We start from the raw sequence: 25,518 nt of genomic DNA, 5'->3' as shown, positions 1-25,518 counted from the left end.
TTTGTTCAATCACATTAATTAAGGGGTGTTGCGATGATAGTTCAACGACCCGTTCGTGTGCTGAGCTTATTAATGGCCGCGAACTTTACACTTTTCTCAGGCGGTGCAGCATTTGCTAGTGTACCGTTAGAGCCCGAAAGAGCTTGGATCACACTAGATACCATGGCCGGGCAACATTATCAGTTACAAAACCTGCTGACAGGTAAATACGTTAACGCACAGGTGAGTGCAATCCCAGGTGTTAGCATAGCGCAGCTTGATGAGATAGAGCATGGTGAACTCAGTCATTTTATGCATGAAAACTACCACCGCTGTGGTGGGTTTGTTGCTCATGAATCGAAAGCTGACGCCGAGGCGTATCTGTCCCAACTGAGTCTGGCACATACCAGCCAACCATTGCAGACGTACACCATAGATAACCCAGCTATGGTTAACGCTATGATAGGAGAGGTGAGCACCACGAGCCTGGATAGTACAGTAGCGAATCTCACTGCGTTCCATAACCGTTATTATACGCAGCAAAGTGGAGTAGATGCGGCTCAGTGGATTAAACAAAACTGGCAATCAATCACACAGTCTCGCAGTGACATCAGTGTAGATTTTTATAACCATAGCTGGTCTCAATCGTCGGTTGTTGTGACGATAGCCGGAGCCGAGAATGCCAGTGAAATCGTCGTTATTGGTGGACACCTCGACTCTATCAATCAGTCTAGTCCTACGGCGGGTAGAGCACCAGGTGCAGATGATAATGCATCTGGAATTGCCGTGTTAACAGAAGCGCTTAAAGCTCTGGTCGCAGCGGATTACAAACCCCAACGGACGATTCAGATCATGGGCTTTGCGGCTGAAGAAGTGGGCCTGAGAGGCTCTAAAGCCATTGCACAAGATTACAAGTCTCAGGGTAAAAATGTGGTCGGCATGGTGCAGTTTGATATGACCGGAAATAATGGCAGTACGCAGGACATCACCATGATTACGGATTACACCAACAGTGGTCAGAATCAGTTTTTGTCGCAGCTGCTTGACGCCTATTTACCCAATTTAAGTTATGGCTATGATCAGTGTGGTTACGGCTGTTCAGATCATGCTTCCTGGTATCAACAGGGGTTTGCAGCCTCTATGCCTTTCGAATCCCGGATGTCTGAAATCAACAGAAAAATACACACCAGCAATGACACTTCGTTTGATGCTACACATGCCAGTAAATTTGCCAAACTGGCGGTCGCTTATCTGGCTGAAATGGGTAAAAACGCCGGTTCTACTCCACCGCCTGATCCTGGCAAGTTACAAAATGGTGTGCCAAAAACGGGTATTAGCGGCATAGCTAAGTCTCAGCATGACTTTTCTCTGGCTGTACCTGCTGGTAGCAGTAACCTGACTTTTAAAACATCAGGCGGCACGGGAGATGCAGATCTGTATGTTAAGTACGGCTCTAAGCCAACACTGCAAAGCTATGACTGTAAAAGCACTACGTCGAGCAGCAATGAAACCTGCACCATTAGTAACGTCAGTGAAGGGACTTATTATGTCATGGTTGAAGCCTGGAATGAGATTCAGAATGTCTCTTTGGTAGGCGAGTATCAACAAGGTGGGACCACGCCAGCTCCCATCAATCGTACCGAATCTAACTTATCAGTGGCGCAGGGCGGCTGGGTTAACTTTTCTCAATCTCTGGGCAATGGGTATCAGTCTTTGACCGTGACATTGTCGGGCGGAGTGGGGGATGGTGACCTGTATGTTAAATATGGCTCAGAGGTTGGGGACAATAGCTACGATTGTCGTCCTTATAAAAGCGGCAATGCAGAAACCTGTACTTTCAATGCACCTGGTGCTGGTAACTGGTTTATCGGTATAAAAGGTTACCAAAGTGCCAGTGGAATGACGTTGTCCATATCGGCACAGTAGACAGATTTTCCATACTCTGTACTTATTTTACTGGCATAATACGCCCAGAGTGTTAAATCCAGGTAAAAATATAAGTAATGGATAATTTGAAGAAGTCAAAACTCTGGACCGACAGGCTATGTCTGCTGCTCGGTCCGGCATTTATGCTGCTGACGTGTTTGACAGCAGCCCCTGAAGGGATGAGTGTTGAAGCCTGGCGTACTGCCGGACTTGCGCTATGGCTGGGGATCTGGTGGGTCAGTGAGGTTGTGCCCATACCGGCAACTTCTCTGGTGCCTTTGCTTGTGGTGCCTTTGGCGGGAATAAACGACATTAAATCTGCTTCGAGTTTATACGCACACCCGCTGATCTTTTTGTTCCTTGGCGGCTTTTTGATCTCTATTGCAATGGAAAGATGGCAGCTACACAAACGTATTGCCTTGCATACCATGTTACGCAGTGGAAACAATCCTAAGACTCAGATCCTGGCAATGATGCTGGTCAGCGGGTTTCTATCTATGTGGATCAACAATACAGCGACCACTTTAATGATGCTGCCAATTGCCTTGTCAGTGATTCATGTACTGAAGGATAACCAATCTCAGGATAATAACTATGGTATTGCCCTGTTGCTGGCGATTGCCTATAGCGCGAGTCTGGGCGGAGTAGGGACCATTATTGGCACCGCTCCCAACGCGTTGATGGTCGCATATCTGTGGGAAAACTATCAGATAAAAATTGGTTTCGCGCAATGGATGGTGATGGCTGTTCCATTCACATTTGGCATGATTTTATTGTGCTGGGTGTGGTTGACGCGTTTTGCGTTTAAAGTGCAAAAAACCAATAATGACACAGATTTGACGCAAATTTTTACCAAGCAATTAGGTGAATTAGGCCGCATGAGCCTGGCCGAAAAAAATGTGCTGCTTGTTTTTGTTTTTGCCGCAGTTAGCTGGATCAGCCGACCTTACCTGGCAAGCTGGACAGGTCTGGACATTACCGACACGGGAATTGCTATGGCGGCTGCGCTTTTGCTATTTGTTCTGCCAGCAAAGAGTGGCAGTGATACTCGCCTAATGGACTGGCAAGCCGCGCAGCAAGTGCCCTGGGGGATCTTATTGTTGTTTGGTGGCGGTTTAACACTGGCGTCCCAGATTAAAGGCTCGGGGCTGGCTGAGTACATTGCCAACATGCTGGCCGGCGCCAGTGCAATACCTTTGGTGCTGGGTGTATTGGCTGTTGCTGCGCTCATTACCTTTTTAACGGAGCTGACCAGTAACACGGCTACGGCTGCGGGTTTTTTACCTTTACTTGGTCCTGTCGCTGAGCAAATTGCCGGCACACCGCTCATCTGGGTAATACCTGCTGCTATGGCGGCAAGTTGTGCTTTTATGATGCCAGTGGCAACACCGCCAAACGCCATTGTGTTTGGATCCGGAGAGATAAAAATCCGCGATATGATCAAGGCAGGCTTTGTTATGAACCTGTTTGCGATTGTGGTGATCACAACATTGACTATGCTGGTGGGCAGCCGGCTGTTTGGCTATTAGACTTGGTGATATTTTCTAAAATTGATAAAAAACAAGCCGCAAATGCGGCTTGTTTTTCGCTATTGAACCGCCTTGATTGAAAGCAGATACTATATGTAATCGTGTTATCGAACAGGTAAAGTCATAGTGCCAGTTTTAATCGTCTTATCGCCCTTAAGCTGTAGCTTGTAGGTAAATGAAACTTCGTTGGTGGTATCGGCTGTATTGTCATTCAAGGCAACATTAGTCCATACCCGAATATAGTTACCGTTTGCCAGAGTTGTACCGGCTTTAATTTCAGTGTAATGATAGGTATAGCTAATGTGCTCGCAACTTCAATTTGACCCTACGTTCCTGTTTGGCTGTCACCTACGAGGGTCATACTTCACTAGGTCGACAAAAGTGAGATTGGCAATCCGTGCAACGATGAATAAGTGACACGGATTGCTTTAGGGCAGATCAGTCTTCTGTAATTTGCGACCCTGCTATATAGGTTCCAGCCTGGATTTTGTGATAAATGGTATCAGCTATCTCTTGTGCATCCTCTCGCTGCGAGCGAGACATGCTTTTTTCATCCAGCCTGCGACTGGTTGAAGCTGGGCGATAGCCATTATACTCTGCCAGTGTGTTCCAGATGTAGGATCGCTGAATGTTCTTTTCTCCACCGAGTCCCTGATAATACAAAAGCGCAAGATTGAACATGGCAAGTGTATAGTTATTAGCGGCGGCACGTTCGTACCAGAACTTAGCCTGGTTATAATCTTGTGTTACTCCATCCCCGTTGGCGTGCATCACGCCGAGGTTAAACTGCGCGGCGGGCATGTTTTTTCTGGCTGCTGCCATAAACAGGTCGACAGCTTTTTGCTTGTCGATTTTTACGCCTTTACCTTGTTCATACATGACAGCCAATGAAAACATGGCGTCGGCACTGCCAAGTTTAACCGCCTGCTGCATAAGCTCAGCCGCTTTATGTGGATTTCTCGGTACACCATATCCACCCTCATACATCTTGGCTAGCTCGTAGATACCTGGTGCGTATCCCATATCAGCAAGATATCTGAATTCTTTGAGAGCAACATCAAATTGTCCGGCATTGGCTGCTGCAATACCTTCTTCGAGCCCGGCTTGTGCTGCGGGCGTATTGGCGAGCAGGCCGACAAAGGCCAGTGCGTAAGTAAGTTTTTGCCACATGAGCGTTCTCCTTCATAACCGATGTTGTAAATCACCAGACCTGAGTGCAGAGTATAGCAGTCTGGGTTGCGCCGGTGCTAGCTAGTAGTAATGCCAAGTGAATAGTATAAGCGATTGAAGCAGAATAAAAAAAGCCCTTTCGGGCTTTTCTGATACATATCAACCGTCACTGATATGAGCAATGTAGCAAGTAAATGAGTACGTTTACCAACTCCCCCTGTGAAAAGTCGTTGGCATATCAACGTTAATGAAGCCGGAAACGGAGAATCGAGCAACGAGGTGTTTAGGACTTCATTGAGAATGATTATCACTTGAGAATGTTTATATGTCAAACAATAAATGATAATTAATTGCATTTGTGGCTTTTATAACTTTTTGCCTCTGTCTGTCATCAAAGTATCTTTTCTTTTTCTTTGTATAGTCAGTATATTGGAGTGAGTGAAAATTGTTCAGGGAGCAAGTTATGCAACAGCAATACACAGAATTGAAAAGAAACGTGAGTCTGCTTGGCGAGCTGTTAGGCACCACTATCGCCCATTCCCAGGGAGCGGAGGTACTCGAAAAAGTTGAGTTGATCCGACACCTGGCGAAATCGTCACGCGGTGGTGATGTACAGGCGAGAGAAACGTTAATTGAAACCCTGCAGTCCTTGCCTGATGAAGAGCTACTGCCTGTATGTCGGGCATTTAGCCATTTCCTTAACCTGGCAAACGTTGCAGAGCAGCAACACACCATTTCTGACTCAGGATGCCCACAAGGTCCATTTGAGACTCTGCAAACCACCTTGTCTGAAATCACGAGAAAAGTAAATCAGGGTGAGACAGATCAGCATAAAGTTGCTGAAGTAATTGAAAATTTATCTATTGAACTGGTACTTACGGCACACCCAACGGAAGTAACCCGTCGCACTTTGATCAGTAAGCATGTTGAGCTGAGTGATTGTCTGTCTGAGCTGGCTGCATGTCAGGATAGCAGCTTGTGTCGGAATGAAGTCATCGCGCGGATCGAGCAGCTGATCTGCCAGGCATGGCATACCAATGAAATCAGGAACAAGCGTCCAACCCCTCTTGAAGAAGCAAAATGGGGCTTTGCTGTTATTGAAAATAGCCTGTGGGATGCGGTGCCTAAATTTACCCGCACACTCACTCAGCTTGCTGAAGGTCAACTTGGTATCACGCTCCCGGAAGAATATGCACCGATTAGTCTGGCTTCCTGGATGGGGGGAGACAGAGACGGTAATCCCAATGTGACTGCCCAAGTGACTCAAAGCGTGCTTGATCATGGGCGCTGGATGGCGCTGGATCTGTATTATCGTGATTTGGATGTGCTGAGTGCTGAACTTTCTATGGCGCCGGCGAATGACGAATTAAAAAAACTGACCGGGGACCATCCGGAACCATATAGGGCGTTACTCAAACAACTCAAAGCTGATATTAATGAGACGATATTGTCGCTGGAGCACAAGATCAAACATAAACCCAGTTCGTATCAGGATAAGGTCCGCTCAAAAGAACAACTGATGACGCCGCTAAATGCCTGTTATCGCTCGCTGACCGAGTGTGGAATGGAAGTGGTGGCCAATGGTATGTTGCTGGATGTCATGCACAGATTAAGATGCTTTGGTGTACAGCTGTGTAAATTGGACATTCGTCAGGACTCAGGCAGGCACTGTGATGTGCTCTCTGAAGTAACACGCTATTTGGGCGTGGGAGATTACGGACAATGGTCTGAGCAGGACAAGCAGGCGTTTCTGTTGTCTGAGTTATCGTCGCGGCGCCCATTGTTACCAAAGCACTGGCAACCCAGCGAGGAAGTACAAGAAGTGCTTGATACTTTCGCTGTTATTGCCAACCAGGATAGAGCCTCTTTGGGGATCTATATTATCTCTATGGCCAAAGAAGCATCTGATGTACTGGCTGTTGAACTGTTACTTCAGGAAAGCGGGTGTCAGTTTAAGCTGCCTGTAGCACCACTTTTTGAAACACTGGATGACCTGAATAATGCACAGAAGGTGATGCAGCAGTTATTCGACTCAAGCTGGTATAAAGGACATGTGGGCCAGCAACAGTATGTCATGATTGGATATTCCGATTCTGCCAAAGATGCGGGCATGATGGCAGCTGGCTGGGCACAGTATCTTGCGATGGAGCAGCTCATTGAAGTAGGCGAGCAATACCAGGTTGAGATGCATCTGTTCCATGGCCGAGGCGGTACCATTGGACGGGGTGGGGCGCCTGCTGCACAGGCGCTGCGTTCACAGCCTCCAGGTTCACTGAGTCATGGCTTACGTGTGACGGAGCAAGGAGAGATGATCCGTTTCAAATTTGGCCTGACACCCGTCGCCATTCAAAGCTTGTCTCTGTACGCCAGTGCGATTATAGAAAATAACCTTTGTCCGCCGCCACAACCTAAGTCTGACTGGCGCGATGCCATGGCTCTGCTGAGTGAGCATTCTTGTAATCAATATCGGGATTTTGTTCGCGGGAATGCAGACTTTGTATCTTATTTCAGGGCTGCGACGCCTGAAATTGAGTTGGCGAAGTTACCTTTGGGTTCTCGTCCGGCTAAACGTAAACCTCAAGGTGGGATAGAAAGTCTTCGTGCCATTCCCTGGATCTTTGCCTGGAGTCAGAATCGCTTAATGTTACCAGCCTGGCTTGGTGCTTTGGCTGGCATACAAAGTGTCGTGAAAGCGCATGGTGAGGCACTGCTAGGTGAGATGAGTGAGCAGTGGCCATTTTTTAGAACACGTCTCGAGATGCTTGAGATGGTATTTTGTAAAACAGATCTCTGGCTAAGCGAATACTACGATGAGCGTCTGGTGCCGGCGCAATTGCGCCCACTCGGGGAGTCTTTGCGCAAAGAGCTGACTGAGGCTACGCTATTTATTGAAAAGTATGCGCCAAAAGGTTCGCTACTATCAGCACAACCTTGGATCCGTGAATCAATTGAATTACGAAATCCGTATACCGATCCACTTAATGTGCTTCAGGTTGAGTTACTTAAACGGACCCGGGACAAAGATAATCAGGACTTAGACAGTGCATTGATGATCACTATGATGGGTATTGCGGCTGGACTAAGAAATACGGGTTAATTTAATTTGCTGCAATAGCAGTTTTATCCCCTCATAACAAAAACCAATCCTATAGGGTTGGTTTTTTCATTTTATCTAGTTTTTTATGGTTGTTTTGTTGACATCAATTCTTAATTAACTAGAATCCCCTGCTACCTTGTAAACGCGCTTAACACGAATTAAGGCAATAGTCAGAGGCTGAAATGTCAACGCTTTCAACCAGTATCACATATGATGAAACCACAACCCTGATCATGATGACCCTTAGAGGGAAAGCAGGGGTAGATGATGTTGTTAATGCCTACAGGGCGGCGAACAATTATGCTTCTAAACACCAGAGTAGTAAGTTGTTGGTGGATGTTTCTGAGTTGGAGCACCGGTTTGCAGCAATAGATGTGGTTAATATTATGCCAAAAGTCGCACATCAGGTGAAAAACATGCAGATTGCCAGAGTGGTGGGTATTGAAGGGTTTATGCATGATTTGTTCTTGCAAAAGGTTCAGCGATTTGGCATTAACGCGGAGAATTTTGAGTGCTTCAAAAGTGCTAAGGAATGGTTGAGTAAAAGCTGATTCAGGCGTAAACTGGTCTGCCATGAAACAAGCGCAAAACAGCGCTGTACAGGCGCAAGTCTGTGCGAATAATAACGATATATGGCAGATACTGACAACAAGCTAATTCCTTCCGTACTGGAAGCGTGTAAAACCGCCAACGGCGTACTAAATTCAGAACTTCAAACTCATATTCAGGCCTTATTGGGTTGCAGTAAAGCTCAGTTAGGGCAGGCGTTGTTGCCATATGCAGCAAGCTTTGCTCAGGCCCCTATCTCTTCTTTTCTGGTCGGTGCAGTGGCATACGATAAGCATAGTGATCACTATTTCCTGGGTGCTAATCTGGAGTTTTCGCACCGGGCGTTGTCTTTGGTGGTGCATGCCGAGCAAGCTGCTATTAACAACGCGTGGCTGAATGGCGCTAAGGAAATTACCAGCCTGGATATTACGGCTGCTCCTTGTGGTTACTGTCGCCAGTTTATGAATGAACTAAGTAATGCAAAACAGCTGAAAATCACTCTTCCAACAGGGGAGACGACGTTAACACAGCTGCTGCCGGGAGACTTTGGGCCCACAGATTTAGGCAATCAGGAATCACTATTTGACAGTGCTCCGGTAGCTATTAATAAGGTGGATGAGCTATCCGATACGCTGGTCAGTCACCTTAGCCAGGTTTATGCACCGTACACCAAAAACATAGCAGCGGCTGAGTTGGTGATGAAAAACGGCAAGCGTTTTTATGGTCGCTATGTCGAAAATGCAGCATACAGCCCAAGTTTATCACCGATGCAAAGTGCACTGAGCCAGTTGGCTATGAGCGGTGAAATACTAGCTGAGGCTAAGCTGGAGCGGGCGACTTTGGTAGAAACAAAAGGAAGAGAAAACCAGCGTGCGGTGACAGAAGCTGTAATAAGCAGCTTTAACGAAACGCTAAAGCTACATTATTATCTAATAGAGTCAAAGCAGGTTTAAGCCTGCTTTGCTTTTTCCAGTACCAGTTCAGCGGCTTTGATGACAACAGAGACCGCATTTTTTTCAACCATCTGATGATCGACGTTCGGGATTTCCTGACGGGTACGGTTAACCAACACGCCTGCAACACAGGCTGCTTTTAGTCCCAGCGCAGCACACATAGTAAACAGGGTAGCTGATTCCATTTCATAGTTCATTACATTGAGCTTTTGCCACTCTTCGCATGAGCCCTGAAATGCTTTTGGTACGTATCCTGAGAAGGTATCATATCGTTCCTGACCCGGATAGAAAGTATCACTCGAAGCAGTAATGCCCGTGTGATAGGTGACGCCCATGTGTTCACAAGCCTCGACCATGGCCGCGGTACAGTGGAAGTCAGACACAGCCGGGTAGGCAAGTGGGGCGAAGTGCTGGCTGGCACCATCAAGGCGCACAGAAGCTGTGCTGACCAGAATATCACCTTCGTTAATATGTGGCTGGATAGCGCCAGTGGTGCCAATACGAAGGAAGGTATTTACACCCAGTTGAGCGAGCTCTTCAATAGCAATCGAAGTAGAGGGCCCACCAATGCCGGTTGAGCAAATCACGATGGATTGGCCGTTGATATCGCCAAGATAAACATGAAACTCTCGGGTTTGAGCCAAACATTTGGGGTTGTCGAGTTGCGAAGCTATACGCTCTGAACGTTTAGGGTCGCCAGGTACGATAGCCAGTGTTGCACCGTTGAGATCTGCTTTCGAAAGACCCAGGTGAAATACCTTTTCCATATATAAACCTTGTATAGTTCTAAAGCCCAATGGTCAATTTTACCTGCATTTAAGTACAGGACGAATGTCCTTATGTTGGCCTTTGAGCATGACAAATGTATTTTTTACTTTAAATCCTATAAATGCTCAGGATAAATCGCCAATTCAAGGTGTAATGGCATCTTAAACAATAGGTTGCTCACTAGTATTATACAAAGATATTAACGCGAAACAGCGCCGTTTGTAACCTTAGGTATCATTCAAATTAACCAATTGCTTGCAACATTGTCGACTGTCTTCTAAACCTTAATAAGGAGAAGCAAATGGGGAATACCTACAATGCCTACAACACAATCGATAGACAAGCACACCGAGTTTGCCCGCTGTTTTGAAAGCAACAAGTTAAGCCCCTTTGTGGCTTTTCACTGGCTCGCATTGGCGTTCAAAGACATCGCCAGGGCTCCTTTACTCAGTCTTATATATGGACTGGTTTTCACAACAATACCAGCTGCGATTATGTGGCTTGCATTTGAAGTTGATTCACACCTTGTGATCTTACCCGCTGCCGTTGCATTTGCATTGATTGGCCCCGCATTTGCCGCAGGTCTTTACGATGTTGCCTGGGAGCTGGAAAAAGGCCATAAGCCTACGCTCGGTCATAGTCTTAAATCTATGTTCAGAAACCCAGCAGGAGAATGGGGATTCGCCATTTTACTGATGGTGATAATGATTGTCTGGATGCGTCTGGCAGCGCTCATTCATGCGCTTTATCCCAATGTGCCAAACCCCAACTTTGAGCAATTATCGGCATTCCTTGGGTTGGGAACCTTGGTAGGGGGCATATTGGTTGTGACTGTGTTTGCCATTTCTGCGTTCACACCACAGATAATGATGGAGCGCCGTGTCGACATTATGACTGCCGTGGTTTCGTCAATCCACGCAGTGAGATCTAATGCTGCAGCGATGATTGTATGGGGCGCGACAATTGGTGTTTTGGTTATAGTTGGCTTCTTAACGGGCACGGCCGGGTTTATCGTGATAATGCCGTTACTCGCCTATGCAAGTTGGCATGGATACATTGCAACGATAAAAACCAAAAAACCCAGAAAATACGAATAAGCAAACACTTAGCCTGCATATTCAACCGCTTTGGCAAACTTCGGTGGTGCCAGGGCGGTTGACTTATCTCCCAGCCATGTTATACCGACACCAGCACAGTATATTTTAGCGTTTTAAAGTCCACTTTATATTCGTAACTCATTGAAAGCTATGGCTTTGATGTTTTTGTTGTGAAAGGTGTTTGATATATTTGGGGAATTTTCCCTGCCTATTCAGTGAACCTGACAATAAATCCGTGAGTAACGGCGTGGCATGTTTATGCAGTTGACTGAGGAGGTCTCAATGAGTGATAGCAAAGCAAAATTTCATCAGAAAATAGAAAACTGTCTGTGTCCGCCAGGAGATGGCGTGTTTACCGTTAACACGGCAAAAGAAAGAAAAGCGGCGTTACGCGAAAAACTCTACGGGCAGACTGAAAACATTGAGCCTCTGTGGAAAGCGTCATTAAATGCACTGGGTGAAAGTGAGCACAAAGCCGCCATTTTGGGGATCAGCTCTGACTGTGGCGGTGGTATCCTGAGAGGCGCGAACTGGGGTCCGTTATTCCTTCGCTCAACATTGCTGACACAGCAGCCACAAGTGAGTGCGTTTGATCTAGGTGACGTGCGTGTTATCCCTCACCTACTACATGATAAGTACCTGAATGAAGGGACAATCAGCAACTGTCAAAAGGCGCTCTATCAGGACGAAAATAGCGAATACCATGTATCGCCTTTGTCTATTACAGAGGATGTTTGTGATGGCTTTTATGCTAATTATCCTGACAAAGGCATTTTTGGTATCGGCGGTGACCACTCAATTAGCTATCCACTTACCAAAGCTTACCTTAAGGCGAAACGTGAGCAGGGTAAACGCACTGCGATTATCCACTTTGATGCACACACTGACCTGCTGGTAGAGCGATTGGGTATTGATCTTTGCTTTGGCTCATGGTGTACACATATATTGGAGTTTTTGCCAGCTCCGCACCATTTGATCCAGTTCGGGATCCGTTCAAGCGGCAAGAGCAAACAGCATTGGGAGTCAACATTCGGTGTTAAGCAGCACTGGGCCAATGAGATCCGTGAACAAGGCGCTGAGGCCATTGTGGAGCAGGTGATTAAGCAGCTCAAAGAAGACAAGGTTGACGAGCTGTACGTGAGTTTTGACATTGATGCGTTGGATGAGCAGTTTGCTGCGGCAACGGGCACACCAGAATCAGGCGGTATGACGCCAGATGAAGCAATGACAATACTGACGGCTCTGAGCAAAGAGTTTCCTATCACAGGTGCTGATATGATGGAGATTGCTCCATTTACGGATAGCTCGCTGGCAGGATTATCGAGCTCAGAAACGACGCTTCGTGAAGGCGCTAAGCTATCAGCTTTCCTGATTGACGCCATCAACAAAGGCTAATCACATGCACAAAGAGGGCGGCAGGCCCTCTTTGTGGCCGCATATCATGCGCATTTATGCTATCACATCAAAAATTTACCTACTTTTATATTCACAGTATCCGAATATTTTCCTATATTAAAAATTGCATTCTGAATCGATCATAAGGAGCGATGCTTGGTACGCTGGTTTGTTTATTTGTGGCTGGCCTTAGGTAATGCAAGCGTATCCGCTTATACACTGACTCTGGTAACTGAGAACTTTGCACATTTTCAATATGTGAACGGAGAGGGGGAGCTGACGGGTCATGCTGCTGAGAAAGTGACTTCTGTGCTTAATGAGGCGCAGATAGATTATCGTATTTCTGTTGATAACTGGAGTAGTTCCTACAACAGTGCTAAACGCGATCCGAATACCTGCATTTTTTCAATTGCTAAAAGTGAGCAACGTAACGCCTTATTTAACTGGGTGTTTCCCATTGGTGCTTTTACGACCTCATTTTATGCCTTGAAGACCGCAAACATCAGTATTGACTCTCTCGATCAAGCCAGACAGTATAAAATTGCTGTGATACGCGACAACTTTAGCCATCAGTATCTTAAAAGTCAGGGGTTTGTAGAAGGCCAACAACTGCTATTGATCCAATCTTTTGATCGAGTATTTCAGCTCCTCGCGACGCGCCGGAACATTGTTGACCTGGTCATTTTGAGTGATGCGCAATTTGAGCATAAGAGCAAGAGTGAACCTATGAGCAGTGAACTCGAGCCGGTTATGACAATAGATAACATGAACACTCAGCTTTATTTCGCGTGTAATAAGAAAGTGCCAGCACGGATAATCAGCCGTATTCAGGCAGCATACAAGCGCTTATACTAGGGCTTTTTAGCCTCAGGCCAGCTGAAGCCATGGAACGTATCCAAATACAGCGCCTCCACCTTGTCTCTTGCCCATGGCGTTTTGCGCAGAAACTTCAGGCTTGACTTCACAGATGGGTCCTTTTTGAAACAATTGATATCCACCGCTTTTGCCATGGCTTCCCAACCAAGTTGCTCAACCAGGCGTTCTACGATGTCCTGAAGTTTGACCCCATGCAAGGGGTTATTGGGTTGTGATCCACTCATACTGCTTTGTTCGCTTAATTAAAACGGCTAGTGTACCCTGATTTTACCTTTCATTTCTACTCTGATTGGTTCGCCCTTGTCGTCCAGCTTAAGCCATATCAACGGGCTTTGCGGCTGGTTTTTATAGCGGTGAGTACAGACATACAACATTTCGGCTTGTTTGATTACCGCGCCTTCAGTATAACGAAGATCCTGATACCAGCACACCGCCTGTAACTGCTCGAGGTAGAGATTCGTCTCGTTGCCATAGGCCACACCTTTGAGTGGAATCAATAAAATTGTAAATAAAAAGCAAATTAGCTTATTTTTCATGGCATAACTCCAAGTTCGAGCTAAATTTAAGGGGGTAAAGCTAATGTACTATACACCTTAGCTATTGGTAATGTGCTGACACACCTTTTTTGGTCTGTCAGTTGTTGTAATACATGCAGAAGTCGGGCCTATTTTATGGTCTCAGGAGGGAATATGGCATTTGATGAAAAACTAATGGCTGAGCTGGAACTACTGGTGAAATTTCCACGTAGTAGTTTGCATCAGGGGATAAAAATACACAAAAATGCAGATCAGGATATTCTATCGGCAGCCGAGCGGTTATATGCCAAAGGGGTGATTGATCAGCCTGATGGGGGTTATCTAACAGATCTCGGGCACGATTTGTTGGTGCATTTAGACCAGGTGCACAGTGCACTTAAATAGTTGGACCGGCGGTATCAGGAGCGTATTCTCAACGCTCCTGAGGCCGTTTTTACTGAGGGGCGTCGGCTTGGTTTTCCGGTGCTGCATCTTTAAATGCCGGCAATGTGTTACAGTGTTCGTAGATACGCGCAATTTTAGGGAAATCATTCATATCGACTTTGAAGCGCAGCGCATTATAAACCTGAGGTACCAGGCAAACATCAGCAAGCGATGGCTTATCACCGAAACAAAACAGGCTGTCGCCTAGCATCACTTCTAACTTTTTGAACCCTTCAATTACCCAATGGCGATACCAGGTGTTTTTTTGCTCATCTGATACGGATAGCTCGTTACTCAGGTATTTTAGTACTCTGAGGTTGTCGATCGGATGAATATCGCAAGCAATAGCGTAACAGAAGTTGCGCACTTGTGCTTTTTCCCAGGCATCAGCAGGCAGTAACGGAGCCGCTTCATAAGTTTCTTCCAGCCATTCAAGAATAGCCAATGACTGAGCCAGTACGCCCTGATCTGTTTCCAGTGCAGGCAGTAGCCCCTGATTGTTTTTACTCAGATAGTCAGTTCCTTGTTGTTCTGACTTTAGCAGGTTAACCGGTACTAATTCATGATCCAGGTTTTTCAGGTTGAGTGCAATTCGCACACGATATGCGGCAGAAGAGCGAAAATAAGTATACAGTTTCATGTTTGTTCCTTTTGTTCACGACGTTGGCTCTGCTATAAAATAGCCTGCTCATTATTGAGGTCGAATAAAATACGATGAAAAGCGGGCATTGAGCCCGCTTAATCTGTCATATGTTATTTACCAATTTATTTTATGCACCTTTGTAGTACTTTTTGATGCCTTTCCAGCAATCAAGGTAATTTGGCTGGCGCTCTTTGCCTTCCAGTGCGTACTTGGTCGGAGAAATGACGTAACGCGATTCAAACATGAAGGCCAGAGTATTTTCATAACGTTGTGGCTCAAGTTCTGCGTTCGACGCTTTTTCGAAAACATCAGCCTCAGGACCATGCGGCGACATACAGTTATGCAAGCTCATGCCTCCAGGTACAAAACCATGCTCTTTTGCATCATAAACACCTTCAATCAGACCCATAAACTCACTCATGATATTGCGGTGGTAGTAAGGTGGGCGGAATGTATCTTCTGCAACCATCCAGCGTGGCGGGAAGATAACAAAGTCGACGTTTGCTACACCAGGTGTACCAGAGGGTGAAGTCAGTACTGTAAAAATTGACGGATCCGGGTGGTCGAAACTGACGGTGTTCATCACGTTAAAGCGGGCCAGATCATATTTGTAAGGGGCACTGTTACCAGTCCAGGCAACAACATCTAACGGAGAATGTCCGATATCACAGCGGAACAGGTTACCATTGAACTTAGCGACGAGCTCGAAATCACCTTCTAAGTCTTCGAAAGAGGCAACCGGATATAAGAAGTCACGTTCGTTTGTATAGCCATTGGCACCGACTGGGCCACGCTCAGGTAAAATGTAAGGATTACCGTAGTTTTCGCAGATGTAACCACGAACCTGTTCGCTCAGTAGTTCAACGCGGAACTTAATTCCGCGCGGGATCACGGCAATTTCCCCCGGCTTAATTGCCAGCTTGCCACACTCAGTGTGAAGCACCAGCTCACCAAGCTGAGGCACAAACAGCAGCTCGCCGTCTGCATTGTAAAAATAACGACCTTCCATAGAAGCGTTGGCAACGTAGACATGGATACCTATACCAGCTTGACCGTTCGCACTACCGTTAGCTGCCATAGTCACTAAGCCATCGACAAAGTCTGTTTTTTCAGCCGGAACTTCAACCGGATTCCAGCGTAACATAGTTGGCGGTGTCGGGACTTCTGTGATCGGTGCTGTACGTAACAGACCATTATCCATAGCCTGATAATCACCCTGTACAACTGAAGGGCGAATTCGGTAAAACCAGTTTCTGCGATTTTCCGCGCGTGGTGCTGTGAAAGCAGTGGTGTTGTACTGCTCAGCATATAAATCATATTTTACTTTTTGTGGTGAAAACTGACCGACTGGCAGGGCACCAGGCAGGGCTTCAGTTTCAAATTCATTACCAAAACCACTCATGTACTCGAATTCTGCACTCATTTTGCATAGACTCCGTTGATGTTTTTTGTAAAGATACTCTCATGTGAGAGTATTTTCAATCTTTGGCCAATATTGATGTGTAAATTTTTATGTACAGGATTTGGGCCGGTGTACCAGGAGCTTGATAGTGGCATTTGATATTAATGAATTTCTTCCTTATCGCATGGTTCGGCTGGCGAATGCCATGAGTGAGGCCTTTTCCGAAGTATATGAGCAAGCAGGTTTGACTGTGCCTCAGTGGCGGGTACTGGTTCATTTGGCTCAGCATCCGGGAGCGACAGCTAAACAGCTATGCGATCTGGCAAGTATGGATAAATCAACGGTGTCACGCGCTATTAAACAGTTACAGCAACAAAGCATGCTCGTGGCGCAGCAAAGTGAGACAGATAAACGTGCAACAGAAATGCACTTGACCCCGCAAGGGGTTGCGTTGTACGAAACCTTAACGCCGAAAGCACTGGCGTGGGAAAGCACATTGTTGAGTGAACTAAAGCCCGAAGAAAAGCAGGCACTGTTAGTGATGATGCAAAAGCTGGAAGGGCACTTTCTCACCCCTTAAACTGAGGTATCAATTCGCATTCGGCATCAATGAATTGAAGTAACATCTAATAACTAGCATGTATGTGATACTTAATAAGAGTCAGCATACGATCCATGACAAGATGATGGCCCGAGTAAATGTAGTGTGTGTTGCATAGCAAATTATACAACTCGGCAGTAAACCGTATAATTCTCGGGCCACCAACATTCTAGTCCCTCAATATGGTGAACGCAATTGTTTCTTTTTTAACAATCTTTTAATGGAGAGTTCGCTCCAATCTACAAACCATTTGTTACTTGTAGTGACTTTGTAGAACTCAGATTTATCAATCGATTTTGGTATGATTTGATTGCTATATAAAGCCTCAACAAAGGACTTCTTATATTTTGAGCTGAGATAAGGGCATGTAAGAGTATCAAAAATAATATGGACACACTCACTATCTTTAAGCGGATTTCGAGTTTTCTGAATTCTTTTTAAAGCTCTATCACATAATTCTTTCTTAACTCTATAGAAACTACTTTGGTTTTTAATAAAGTAAAGACCTACAACTAATTGGAAGTAATTAATAGAAGTGTCCCTATCTGAAATATTTAGAAGACCCTTCAGATCGTTGCTTGATAAGCTATTTTCCGTATTCAGAATTTGTAGTGATAGTGCGAGGTTTAGTGACTCTACATTATCTATTCCTTTGATTGTGTTTTTTATGGAAAACTTGGCTTCTTGAATAATCTTATCGGTAATCATAAGTTCAGACTCATAGCTCAACTTCTTACAAATACCTGATATTTGTATTATTATCTCGCTAACTAGGTATGTAGCACGGACTCTGCTATCCATTGAGTAAACAAAAAACATAAGTTCAGAAACTAATAACAAAAATCTCGAAATGGATTCGCCAGTCTTAGCTTCAATGGCTCTCTCCGAGAAGATATGACCTATCTCAGCCATTTTTTTTCTGAGTATTGTTAGGAAATAGCCTGTAATGCTTTCATATTCAATATTGTGAGAGCTAATTATGCACTTTAACTTAGTGATTAGCTTATTAGATGTCTTATTGTAATTATAGAAGCTAGAGGTTGTTTCTATGTTTAATGATCTAGTATCGATATTAATATGTTCAAACAATTCGTTAAAAAAAGAACTTATAGACATTTTTGCACTAGTTACGCCAGTTATGAATGGCCTTGTGAAGTCTTCATTTTTTGACTCATTAATAAATAGTTTGTAGCTACTGAGAGCTTCCGTTGCTTCATGCATAATGGAGCCAACAAGTTCTTCATCATTGTAAAATAAAAAGTAATCATCAACATATCGCTTAATTACATAATCAGTCCCATAATTGATGTTTAAGGAACTTAACTTTTTCTCAATATGTGAATCAATTTGTTGCAATAGTATTTCAGCGTAAATACGAGAAAACTCTGGACCTATGACTATTCCGTGAGTTCTACTATAATTTGTGTAAGAGAGTAATTCTGAAAATTTTGACTCAAATGTATTTGATGAGTAATGAGAGCTAATGAAAAGTTCTTCGCTTCTTAAGGCTATTGGAAGCATATCAATGGATAGGTTTTCAAAGCACTTTGATATATCAAATTTGTGAAGGTGCCTAAATCTCCTCTCTATTCTATGGAAGTTGTAAGAGTCATAGAACTTGTATAAAAAATTGTATTTTTTGTATGTAAAGAAAGAACTTGCGTATGCTGGTATTAGTTGTTCTGATTCACAGATAGTGTCAACGCCCTCATCTTTTAAATTACTTTCTAAGTCTTCTTCTCTGTTCTCAATATAATATAGTGCTATATCTACAGGATATCTGAGTGAATACCTGCTAAAGCTACATTTAGACTTGATGATATCGTGATACTTCCGATAGAAATCTGTGAATTTTAATTGCGAGTATGGATGAATTAAACTCAACTTACGAAAAGAGCCCTCACTTTTTGTTATCTTAAAATCATAAGGCTTAAGCTCATTGAATGATGAGAATAACTGATCTAAAATGTTGTGCTTGTTATTGTTCTTAATATATGAATAGAATCCTTCGTTTGTGATAATAAAAGGTAGCTCATAAGGCTGCACATCAGTTAAAACAACACGATAATAGTCATGTTTGTTTATTTTTATTTCATTTCCCATGCTTCCAGCACCTTACAATTATAGACAACCTATTGCTCGAGAATTTTACAATGTTTTTATTGATGTAACCTTTAAAGAAAGAAATTTTCATACATTCATCTATAATTTCTTGAGGTATTACTTTGGTGATCTTAGCTAGACTACCTTTTTTTGCTGTTAGAGACTTTCTTAAAAAGGTATTTAGGTCGCTAAGTTGAGTATAATCGTTAATAAACTGATTGTTATAGTAAATTCCAACTCTTAGATTGTTTGATTCGGTATTTGTAAATAACTTATAGTTCCCTGCTAGGAAATTTATTCTATCTAATAGAAGTTGACTATCTCTGTTTTTTCTAAAGTCAACTATAGCGCTAATAATTCTTGTTTTTATAGTTTTTAATTTTTTCGATGATAGCTGTCTAATAATTCCTTTATTGCTGAAATTGAATCTGACTCCTAAATAATCAAACGCTTCAGGCTCATATATGTTCTTAATTACCTGATATTTTTCATTCTCTGAAAGCCCAATTATGGCTAATGATTTCTTCAGCAGTTCCTCAACTTTTTCGACATTATCTAGACACACAATAATGATATCGTCAACATATCGGGAGTAAAAATATACATTTGGGTCGGTTCTTAAGGTTTGGTCGAAGTTACGAAGGTATAGTTCAGAAAGAGTTGAACTAATTGAAAGCCCTCTTGGCAAGCCTTGACAATTTTCCTTGCTAAGATATAGGTCAAGATTATTTAACTTTTTAATCATTAAGCTACCAAGGAAAGAGTCTTTCTTTATTTTACTTATGATATCTTTTCGCCTAACTTCGCCAAAGAAATCTCTAATATCAGCGCGTATGATCTGATAGTCTGAACCATCATTTATAATGTCTATGAACTGCTTGAGTGTTTCATTTCTACTGTTCTGTTTGACCTGATATAGTCTTTTTATTACATAGTTTAGTTTCTTAATAGCAAAGTACTCATTGGTGTCCTTGGTAGAATATACAATTTTCCCGTTTAGTACTTTCTTGCTTATTTTTTTGAAACTGAAATCATCTTGAGATACTTCATAGGAAATGGAAGTGACTGAGTTCATGACAGATGTTTTATCAGTACCTAATTTATGCTTCCTGATGTCATCATCTGAAACTATTCTTAATAACGCCCTAGGGTTGAAAGTCTGATTAAGCATATTTGATACAATAATAAATCATGATTGAAAAAATAATTAGAGAAATTGCCGATATAAGATAAAAAGCTATAATCGGTGCCCAATACTCAATCCAATTCCACCATGAAGGTTTATCAGTATTGCTCAGTGGTTGGTTAGTTTTTTCTAACTTACGCTCGGCTCGACCTCTAGCATAGTTAAACCGTTGGTGGTTATCTGCATTTTTTCTTAACGTGGCGTACTCATTAATAATGTTTCTAGATTCTTCATCGCTGGTTGTTATATCTAGCCTATCTATAAGGTCAATTATATCATTCCCAACTTTTAGACACCTTTCAGACTTGAGTGTAAATGACGCGAAAGAAACTACGAGAGAAAGCACAAGTATTATGATCGACACAACGATAGAAAATAGTTCGATAAGTTCTCCTTTAATTGCTGGGCAAAGATCTAAAGCGTATTTACTAAAAATGCCTATGAAGATTAGTAGAAGTGATGCAGATGTCAGCGCGAAAAGGGACGTGTTGTTTAGTCTTTCGTAACGTTTATGAGCATCAAACTTAGCATATGCAGTTGTTTTCATTCTCTTTTTGATTGCTTGTATATCCATTGCTGTACTCACCTAGTTCACTATAAGCTAGATCTTGCACTACTTAGGTAGTTAAAACAATACTTTGCAATGTATATAGGGAGGTGTAGACATTGAATCGTGAGGGATCTTAATGATTAGCGTTTAGATGATTGCTTTCTGATGAAGTATACGGTCGTCATAGTCCTAGAGTTGAGTTACAAAGTTCTTTTCAGATCTCACAGGCGATGAGGGTTTGCAAGTCGTTGTATCGCTTCGGCTTTGTTTTTCAGTTTTAAGAACAACCTATTTGCGAGTGATGGAACTAAAACGAAAAAAGGTCAACCGAAGTTGACCTTTGAGATTATCTGATTACGTGTGTTAGATATTAGAAAGTGTACTTAACGCCTACACGCATTTCCCAAACAGACGCATCTTTTTGAATTGAAGGCTGTACTGAGTCCGCGTTAAAGCCAGAGTATACGAATCTACCATCAACATTGTTGACTTTAACAATGTTGTTACCCACAAAGTTACCTTTGCGCATAACACCCCATTCGTCATTCAGTAAGTTAGTCAGGTTGTCTATTACGAAGAAGACTTCACCTTTGTGACCATCCATTAGGCCAGGCAGTTCTTGAGTCACTTTAAAGTCAAACTTAACCAACCAGTCGGCATTTTTAGAGTTACGGGCTACGATTTGGCCACGCTCAAGACCTTCCGCTGCAATAAAGTCGTTAAACTCTTTTAGCTCTTCAGCAGACATGTCGTATTCTACGTTTGGATCGTTTTCAAGTGGTACGTAAATTAGTTGACGACCTGAACGGTTCCAGCTTGAATCGCCCCATGTATACGTGCCTGTTTTTCTATCATTTCGATACAGGTAGCTATATGGCTGGCCTTCACTCGCTTGTCCAAACAGGTTGAACTTAGTCGCGTAACCGTCGAAGAACTCATGCTTATAACCTAACTGAAGTGTAAAGCGGTGTGGTACTTCATAGTCAGAAGTTGCCAGACCTGGGTTAGTTGGGTTACTGACTGCAAGGTTGCCGTAGTTAGAGCCTGCAGTAGAGCTAGTCATTGGGTTTACGTCTTTTGAATCAGTGTAAGCATAAGACAATGTGAAGTTGATTCCATTCTCATAACGCTTAGCAACAGAGAAAGACAGAGTCTGCGCTTCACCGTCGTCACCTGAGACGTTGGTCAGCATGTAGTCGCCTGAACGAGAGTCATTCGAGTCATATGCTTCGATGATAGGGCGACCGTCAAATGTTGTTTTACCTGAGTCTTTCAGGGCAACATCAATAACCAGTGCTGAATCACGCTTCTTCGTGTATAGCCAGTCTGCGCTGAATACATACTCATCTTCTGTTGTATAAGTTGCACCAAGGGCAAATTTCCACTCTGAAGGTAGTTCGAAATTAGGAGCAATAAAGTTTACGGCACCGTCACCTGCGCCCACAGTTTTACCAGCTACTTCATCAAACATTTCCTGAGGTACATCGAAGCCAGCGGTACCACCATTGAAGTTTGTGAACGTTGCCCCAGCCAGGTTGTAATCGCGACGAGATGTGCCGATTTGTGTTACACCGTCATTTGAGTAAGAGTTAGACACCCAAACGTTCGGGTTACCACCTGAGTACAGGCCGACACCGCCGCGTAGTTCTAGTGCGTCGTCAACGTACCAGTTGAAACCTACACGAGGTTGCACAAGATCGATACCGTCCATATTTTTACTGTTATCGAGTGGCATACCATCTGCCGTTACATAACGCTCGCTAAAGTTTTCATTTTTGGTGGGGCGGTCATCACTGGTGTATTTGTCATAACGTAAACCGAATGTCAAAGTCGCATCAATATCAGTGAAGCTGTACTCATCTTGGATGTAGAATGTATGCTGCTGATAAGAGAATGATGCCGCGACATCATCCGGGTTGTTTGTGCCAGCCGCGTTATTATAGTCAATTTTAGAGGCTACCTGGTTTTCAAAATTTTCAATAGAGTCAAAAACGAACTCACCTTGCGTTTGCTGCATAAACAGATTGAAAACGTTGAGGTCTTCGTATTCATAGCCTGCTGTGATGGTATGTTGGTCCAGGTAGTATGTACCAGCTAGCTTCAGTGTGAAGTTATCCCAATCCAGGTCATTGGAGTGGCGAGAATCATCAGGGCCGAAGTAAACTGTACCTTCACCGACAGTATCAACCTGGAACTCACCAAAACCGCTTGCCGCATCTAGCGATTGCTGGCGCGCGTCAAGGTCAGATTTTCCAACACGTACTTCTGTAGAGAAATCGTCATTCCAGTCAGAATAGACTGAAGCAACGATAGACGTGAACTCAGCGCCTTGCTCATAGAAGTGGCTACCAAGAGATAACTTATTACTGGCCTGATCAGACTGGTCTAGTCTGAAACCATCATTGTAGTTATACACTAGGTTTGCACGGTGAGAATCATTGATGTTCCAGTCAAGCTTAACGAGTAGTTTCTCGTCTTCTACTGGCATACTCGGTGTCATGCCACCAACATCGTAACCATACTTTTCAGCTGCAATTTTTGTGATTCTGTCAATATCGTCGCGGGTAACAGTTTTTTCTAATGCTGAGTACTGGAACTGCTCTACACCCTCTAGCTTTTCGTAAGAAGTGAACAAGAACAGTTTGTCTTTTATCACTGGTAAACCCACGTTAAAACCGTAGCGTTTTTCAGTGTAGTTACCTGGATCAAATTCTTCGCCGTCTGCTTTGTCACCTTTCATTGAATCGTTGGTGTAGTCATAGAATACGCCACCGTGGATTTCGTTTGAACCAGTCTTAGTTACAGCATTGATATTACAAGACGTGAAACCACCGTATTGAACATCAAAAGGTGCCAGTTCTACTGCTACTTGCTCGATTGAGTCGAAAGAGAAAGGAGCACGTACAGTTGGGTAACCGTTTGAGCTTAGACCGAAGTTGTCGTTCATACGAACGCCATCTAGTGTCAAGCTGTTGAAACGTGGGTGGCCACCACCACACTGGATTGCACCGCGGCTTTCGTCAACGTATACACGTGGATCTGCACGAACGATGTCTTTCAGGTCGCGGTTAATAGCCGGCGCTTCTTGTAGATTTTCTAGAGTGAAAGTTGCCGCTGGACCTGTACCACCAGACATTTGGCTGATAGGACGACCAGTAACCACGATCTGTTCCATGCTTGATTGCGGCTGCAGTTGAACGTTTACTGGGTACTCAGAGCCCAGAGAAAGATAAACGTTTTCCAGCAGCTGATCTTCATATTTGTTTGAATCAACGATAATTTGGTAAGGACCACCAACGCGCAGACCCTTGGCACTGAAGTAACCTGCATCGTTAACACTTGTGACTTTTGTAGAGCCAGTAGGTAAGTGCATGATCGTGATAGTTGTGCCTACGGCAGGGTTGCCGTTAGGGCCAACGATCTGACCTTTAACAGATGAAGAGGTTTCGTTAGCGAATGCAGCACCACTAGCGCCAATACCTGCAATAACTGCAAGCGATAGGGCCGTTTTGCGTAGTTGCGTTTTCATTATGTTGTTTCCCGTGTTATAGGTTTATTAAATAATAATCGTCAAGTTCACTTAACTGCTTTCAATGCAGTTTCGAGTGGCCTTGAATTTTTGTCAAAAATTTGGTTTAGCAATCCAGCTAGCCTAATCCCACCGTGTAGAAGCCGAGACTTTACAACGGGGGTGTACCTGTAAATATACCCCCAGCTGATGTCAGTTTCATTGCTGTCATAAATCTTTTCAGCTATTTGATTTGACTCCAAAAGCCAGTCGGCAGGGCGGCTGTCTAACATGTGAGCAATTTTCTGCTTGTCGCGCGTGATAATAAAGTCGCTTAGCTCGCGATATGACAGAGACTGATGCTCAATGAGTTTAGTATCGAATACGGAATGTAGATTAGTTTCTTCTTTAAAAAAGGTCACTTTAATTAAGTTACCACCGCGATCTTCGCTGCGACCTGCATGAAATGGTTGATGAGCATCACCTACAAGATGCACCAGGAACTTTAAGGCAAACTGCTTGTCTTCTTTTGAGGCTTTGGTATTTTTTAGTGTGGTAACGGCGTAATTGATCCCATCGAGAATATGCTTAACCTGATGTTTGTGCTCAATCGCTTTGTTGTGTTGAGCCATCTTGTTGGGATCTTTAATATTGATGTAATGCCACTTGCCAGATTGTTTTTTCCAAAACGTATCTGGGTTAGCACGCATTTCGTCTGCCCAGGTAGATACCTCGGCCAAAGAATCTTCAGATAACAGGGCTTTTACTGCTTTTTCTGTCGCAGGGGTGAGGTGCTGTTGGGCTAACTCACCTACTACTCTGTGGCCATTCATGCCCCAAGACCAGGCACTGGTGCTTATAAGCAGCGCAGATAACGCTAAACCCTTAATAGAAGCTAGTAACATCAAAATCTCTCATTACCTAAAATGGGTATTGTTTACTCATTTGGAATGCGGCCAATTGTCCGGATTTTTCAGAAAAAGAAAAGGACTCAATGAGATTCATAATTTCTTGTTAATAAAGCAGTAAAAACAAATGCTTATATCTTTTTAGTAAGATTACCTATTGCAATGAGTAATAAAAATTGATCTAATATAGGGGCGCGCAATAAAAGAAATATGATGTTTTGAAATATAATCACTCTCTAAGCAATAAAACAACTATTGTTACAGTTTTGTTTCTCTCAGTCTGGTGCTGTTGGTTACTTGCTAGTAACCTCACGGCCAG

General features: G+C 43.7%; 21 protein-coding genes. 10 read left to right on the top strand and 11 right to left on the bottom strand.

The features are described 5' to 3' along the window. Positions 1–33: 33 nt before the first annotated feature. Positions 34–1,905, top strand: a complete 1,872-nt coding sequence (locus CWC22_RS20020) for a M28 family metallopeptidase (RefSeq protein ID WP_138537934.1) — start codon at positions 34–36, stop codon at positions 1,903–1,905. Positions 1,906–1,982: 77 nt separating this feature from the next. Continuing rightward, complete coding sequence (locus CWC22_RS20015) at positions 1,983–3,434, top strand: SLC13 family permease (protein ID WP_138537933.1); 1,452 nt, start codon at positions 1,983–1,985, stop codon at positions 3,432–3,434. 438 nt (positions 3,435–3,872) lie between these two features. On the opposite strand, the gene CWC22_RS20010 is transcribed toward CWC22_RS20015, so the two are convergent. After that, complete coding sequence (locus CWC22_RS20010; protein ID WP_125557147.1) at positions 3,873–4,604, bottom strand: tetratricopeptide repeat protein; 732 nt, start codon at positions 4,602–4,604, stop codon at positions 3,873–3,875. Positions 4,605–5,067: 463 nt separating this feature from the next. Between CWC22_RS20010 and ppc the strand changes: the two genes are divergently transcribed. The 3 genes from ppc to cdd all read left to right on the top strand — a co-directional run bounded on the left by ppc (position 5,068) and on the right by cdd (position 9,203). Then, positions 5,068–7,701, top strand: coding sequence for a phosphoenolpyruvate carboxylase (gene ppc, locus CWC22_RS20005; protein ID WP_138537932.1), 2,634 nt, complete (start codon positions 5,068–5,070; stop codon positions 7,699–7,701). 182 nt (positions 7,702–7,883) lie between these two features. Then, a complete protein-coding gene (locus CWC22_RS20000) occupies positions 7,884–8,252 on the top strand; it encodes a hypothetical protein (RefSeq protein ID WP_010381034.1) in 369 nt (122 codons plus the stop codon). An 81-nt stretch (positions 8,253–8,333) separates the two neighbouring features. Next, positions 8,334–9,203, top strand: a complete 870-nt coding sequence (gene cdd, locus CWC22_RS19995; protein ID WP_125557143.1) for a cytidine deaminase — start codon at positions 8,334–8,336, stop codon at positions 9,201–9,203. Here the strand turns inward: cdd and udp are convergent. Then, the gene (gene udp / locus CWC22_RS19990; protein WP_125557141.1) at positions 9,200–9,970 is read right to left on the bottom strand and encodes a uridine phosphorylase; all 771 of its coding nucleotides are present in this window, start codon (positions 9,968–9,970) and stop codon (positions 9,200–9,202) included. The two genes, cdd and udp, sit on opposite strands and share 4 nt — an antisense overlap. 318 nt (positions 9,971–10,288) lie before the next feature. On the opposite strand from udp, the gene CWC22_RS19985 reads away from it, so the two are divergent. The 3 genes from CWC22_RS19985 (at position 10,289) to CWC22_RS19975 (ending at position 13,318) form a co-directional block, all read left to right on the top strand. Further along, on the top strand, positions 10,289–11,068 hold the full coding sequence (locus CWC22_RS19985) for a DUF2189 domain-containing protein (RefSeq protein WP_125557139.1): 780 nt from the start codon (positions 10,289–10,291) through the stop codon (positions 11,066–11,068). Positions 11,069–11,350: 282 nt separating this feature from the next. Next, entirely contained in the window at positions 11,351–12,463 is a 1,113-nt protein-coding gene (locus CWC22_RS19980) for an arginase family protein (RefSeq protein WP_125557137.1), read from the top strand. A gap of 156 nt (positions 12,464–12,619) precedes the next feature. Next, entirely contained in the window at positions 12,620–13,318 is a 699-nt protein-coding gene (locus tag CWC22_RS19975) for a substrate-binding periplasmic protein (RefSeq protein ID WP_125557135.1), read from the top strand. Here CWC22_RS19975 and CWC22_RS19970 read toward each other — a convergent pair. Both CWC22_RS19970 and CWC22_RS19965 read right to left on the bottom strand, forming a co-directional pair. Beyond that, the gene (locus CWC22_RS19970; protein ID WP_138537931.1) at positions 13,315–13,563 is read right to left on the bottom strand and encodes a VF530 family DNA-binding protein; all 249 of its coding nucleotides are present in this window, start codon (positions 13,561–13,563) and stop codon (positions 13,315–13,317) included. The genes CWC22_RS19975 and CWC22_RS19970 overlap by 4 nt on opposite strands. 27 nt (positions 13,564–13,590) lie before the next feature. Beyond that, entirely contained in the window at positions 13,591–13,875 is a 285-nt protein-coding gene (locus CWC22_RS19965) for a DUF1496 domain-containing protein (RefSeq protein ID WP_010381046.1), read from the bottom strand. Positions 13,876–14,028: 153 nt separating this feature from the next. Here CWC22_RS19965 and CWC22_RS19960 point away from each other — a divergent pair, with 153 nt between their 5' ends. Beyond that, the gene (locus CWC22_RS19960; protein WP_010381049.1) at positions 14,029–14,259 is read left to right on the top strand and encodes a TIGR02647 family protein; all 231 of its coding nucleotides are present in this window, start codon (positions 14,029–14,031) and stop codon (positions 14,257–14,259) included. Between the two features lie 49 nt (positions 14,260–14,308). Here CWC22_RS19960 and maiA read toward each other — a convergent pair whose 3' ends face one another. Further along, the gene (maiA, locus tag CWC22_RS19955) at positions 14,309–14,938 is read right to left on the bottom strand and encodes a maleylacetoacetate isomerase (protein ID WP_138537930.1); all 630 of its coding nucleotides are present in this window, start codon (positions 14,936–14,938) and stop codon (positions 14,309–14,311) included. Between the two features lie 130 nt (positions 14,939–15,068). Then, a complete protein-coding gene (gene hmgA / locus CWC22_RS19950; RefSeq protein WP_010381053.1) occupies positions 15,069–16,364 on the bottom strand; it encodes a homogentisate 1,2-dioxygenase in 1,296 nt (431 codons plus the stop codon). A 127-nt stretch (positions 16,365–16,491) separates the two neighbouring features. On the opposite strand from hmgA, the gene CWC22_RS19945 reads away from it, so the two are divergent. Continuing rightward, a complete protein-coding gene (locus CWC22_RS19945) occupies positions 16,492–16,923 on the top strand; it encodes a MarR family winged helix-turn-helix transcriptional regulator (RefSeq protein ID WP_138537929.1) in 432 nt (143 codons plus the stop codon). Positions 16,924–17,121: 198 nt separating this feature from the next. Here CWC22_RS19945 and drt3b read toward each other — a convergent pair whose 3' ends face one another. The 5 genes from drt3b to CWC22_RS19920 form a co-directional block, all read right to left on the bottom strand. Then, positions 17,122–19,047, bottom strand: coding sequence for an antiviral reverse transcriptase Drt3b (drt3b, locus tag CWC22_RS19940; protein ID WP_138537928.1), 1,926 nt, complete (start codon positions 19,045–19,047; stop codon positions 17,122–17,124). Next, positions 19,037–20,218 (bottom strand): antiviral reverse transcriptase Drt3a, encoded by a 1,182-nt coding sequence (drt3a, locus tag CWC22_RS19935; RefSeq protein WP_138537927.1) that lies wholly within the window; start codon positions 20,216–20,218, stop codon positions 19,037–19,039. Before drt3a ends, drt3b begins: the two co-directional genes overlap by 11 nt. Continuing rightward, positions 20,211–20,807: an SLATT domain-containing protein gene (locus tag CWC22_RS19930; RefSeq protein ID WP_138537926.1), complete on the bottom strand. Its 597-nt coding sequence runs from the start codon at positions 20,805–20,807 to the stop codon at positions 20,211–20,213. The genes drt3a and CWC22_RS19930 overlap by 8 nt, the downstream gene beginning before the upstream one ends. Before the next feature lie 346 nt (positions 20,808–21,153). After that, entirely contained in the window at positions 21,154–24,312 is a 3,159-nt protein-coding gene (locus CWC22_RS19925) for a TonB-dependent receptor (RefSeq protein WP_138537925.1), read from the bottom strand. Positions 24,313–24,359: 47 nt separating this feature from the next. Then, the gene (locus CWC22_RS19920; RefSeq protein ID WP_138537924.1) at positions 24,360–25,196 is read right to left on the bottom strand and encodes a S1/P1 nuclease; all 837 of its coding nucleotides are present in this window, start codon (positions 25,194–25,196) and stop codon (positions 24,360–24,362) included. Positions 25,197–25,518: the final 322 nt, after the last annotated feature.

This window comes from Pseudoalteromonas rubra (assembly GCF_005886805.2).
GTDB classification, from domain to species: Bacteria; Pseudomonadota; Gammaproteobacteria; order Enterobacterales; family Alteromonadaceae; genus Pseudoalteromonas; species Pseudoalteromonas rubra_D.
This window is presented reverse-complemented; position numbering and strand designations above follow the sequence as displayed.

Excerpts from the sequence above, each read along its gene's own strand:
- CWC22_RS20020 (WP_138537934.1), top strand. The coding sequence starts at position 34 with ATGATAGTTCAACGACCCGTTCGTGTGCTGAGCTTATTAATGGCCGCG.
- CWC22_RS20015 (WP_138537933.1), top strand. The coding sequence starts at position 1,983 with ATGGATAATTTGAAGAAGTCAAAACTCTGGACCGACAGGCTATGTCTG.
- CWC22_RS20010 (WP_125557147.1), bottom strand. The coding sequence starts at position 4,604 with ATGTGGCAAAAACTTACTTACGCACTGGCCTTTGTCGGCCTGCTCGCC.
- ppc (WP_138537932.1), top strand. The coding sequence starts at position 5,068 with ATGCAACAGCAATACACAGAATTGAAAAGAAACGTGAGTCTGCTTGGC.
- CWC22_RS20000 (WP_010381034.1), top strand. The coding sequence starts at position 7,884 with ATGTCAACGCTTTCAACCAGTATCACATATGATGAAACCACAACCCTG.
- cdd (WP_125557143.1), top strand. The coding sequence starts at position 8,334 with ATGGCAGATACTGACAACAAGCTAATTCCTTCCGTACTGGAAGCGTGT.
- udp (WP_125557141.1), bottom strand. The coding sequence starts at position 9,970 with ATGGAAAAGGTATTTCACCTGGGTCTTTCGAAAGCAGATCTCAACGGT.
- CWC22_RS19985 (WP_125557139.1), top strand. The coding sequence starts at position 10,289 with ATGCCTACAACACAATCGATAGACAAGCACACCGAGTTTGCCCGCTGT.
- CWC22_RS19980 (WP_125557137.1), top strand. The coding sequence starts at position 11,351 with ATGAGTGATAGCAAAGCAAAATTTCATCAGAAAATAGAAAACTGTCTG.
- CWC22_RS19970 (WP_138537931.1), bottom strand. The coding sequence starts at position 13,563 with ATGAGTGGATCACAACCCAATAACCCCTTGCATGGGGTCAAACTTCAG.
- CWC22_RS19965 (WP_010381046.1), bottom strand. The coding sequence starts at position 13,875 with ATGAAAAATAAGCTAATTTGCTTTTTATTTACAATTTTATTGATTCCA.
- CWC22_RS19960 (WP_010381049.1), top strand. The coding sequence starts at position 14,029 with ATGGCATTTGATGAAAAACTAATGGCTGAGCTGGAACTACTGGTGAAA.
- maiA (WP_138537930.1), bottom strand. The coding sequence starts at position 14,938 with ATGAAACTGTATACTTATTTTCGCTCTTCTGCCGCATATCGTGTGCGA.
- hmgA (WP_010381053.1), bottom strand. The coding sequence starts at position 16,364 with ATGAGTGCAGAATTCGAGTACATGAGTGGTTTTGGTAATGAATTTGAA.
- drt3b (WP_138537928.1), bottom strand. The coding sequence starts at position 19,047 with ATGGGAAATGAAATAAAAATAAACAAACATGACTATTATCGTGTTGTT.
- drt3a (WP_138537927.1), bottom strand. The coding sequence starts at position 20,218 with ATGCTTAATCAGACTTTCAACCCTAGGGCGTTATTAAGAATAGTTTCA.
- CWC22_RS19930 (WP_138537926.1), bottom strand. The coding sequence starts at position 20,807 with ATGGATATACAAGCAATCAAAAAGAGAATGAAAACAACTGCATATGCT.
- CWC22_RS19925 (WP_138537925.1), bottom strand. The coding sequence starts at position 24,312 with ATGAAAACGCAACTACGCAAAACGGCCCTATCGCTTGCAGTTATTGCA.
- CWC22_RS19920 (WP_138537924.1), bottom strand. The coding sequence starts at position 25,196 with ATGTTACTAGCTTCTATTAAGGGTTTAGCGTTATCTGCGCTGCTTATA.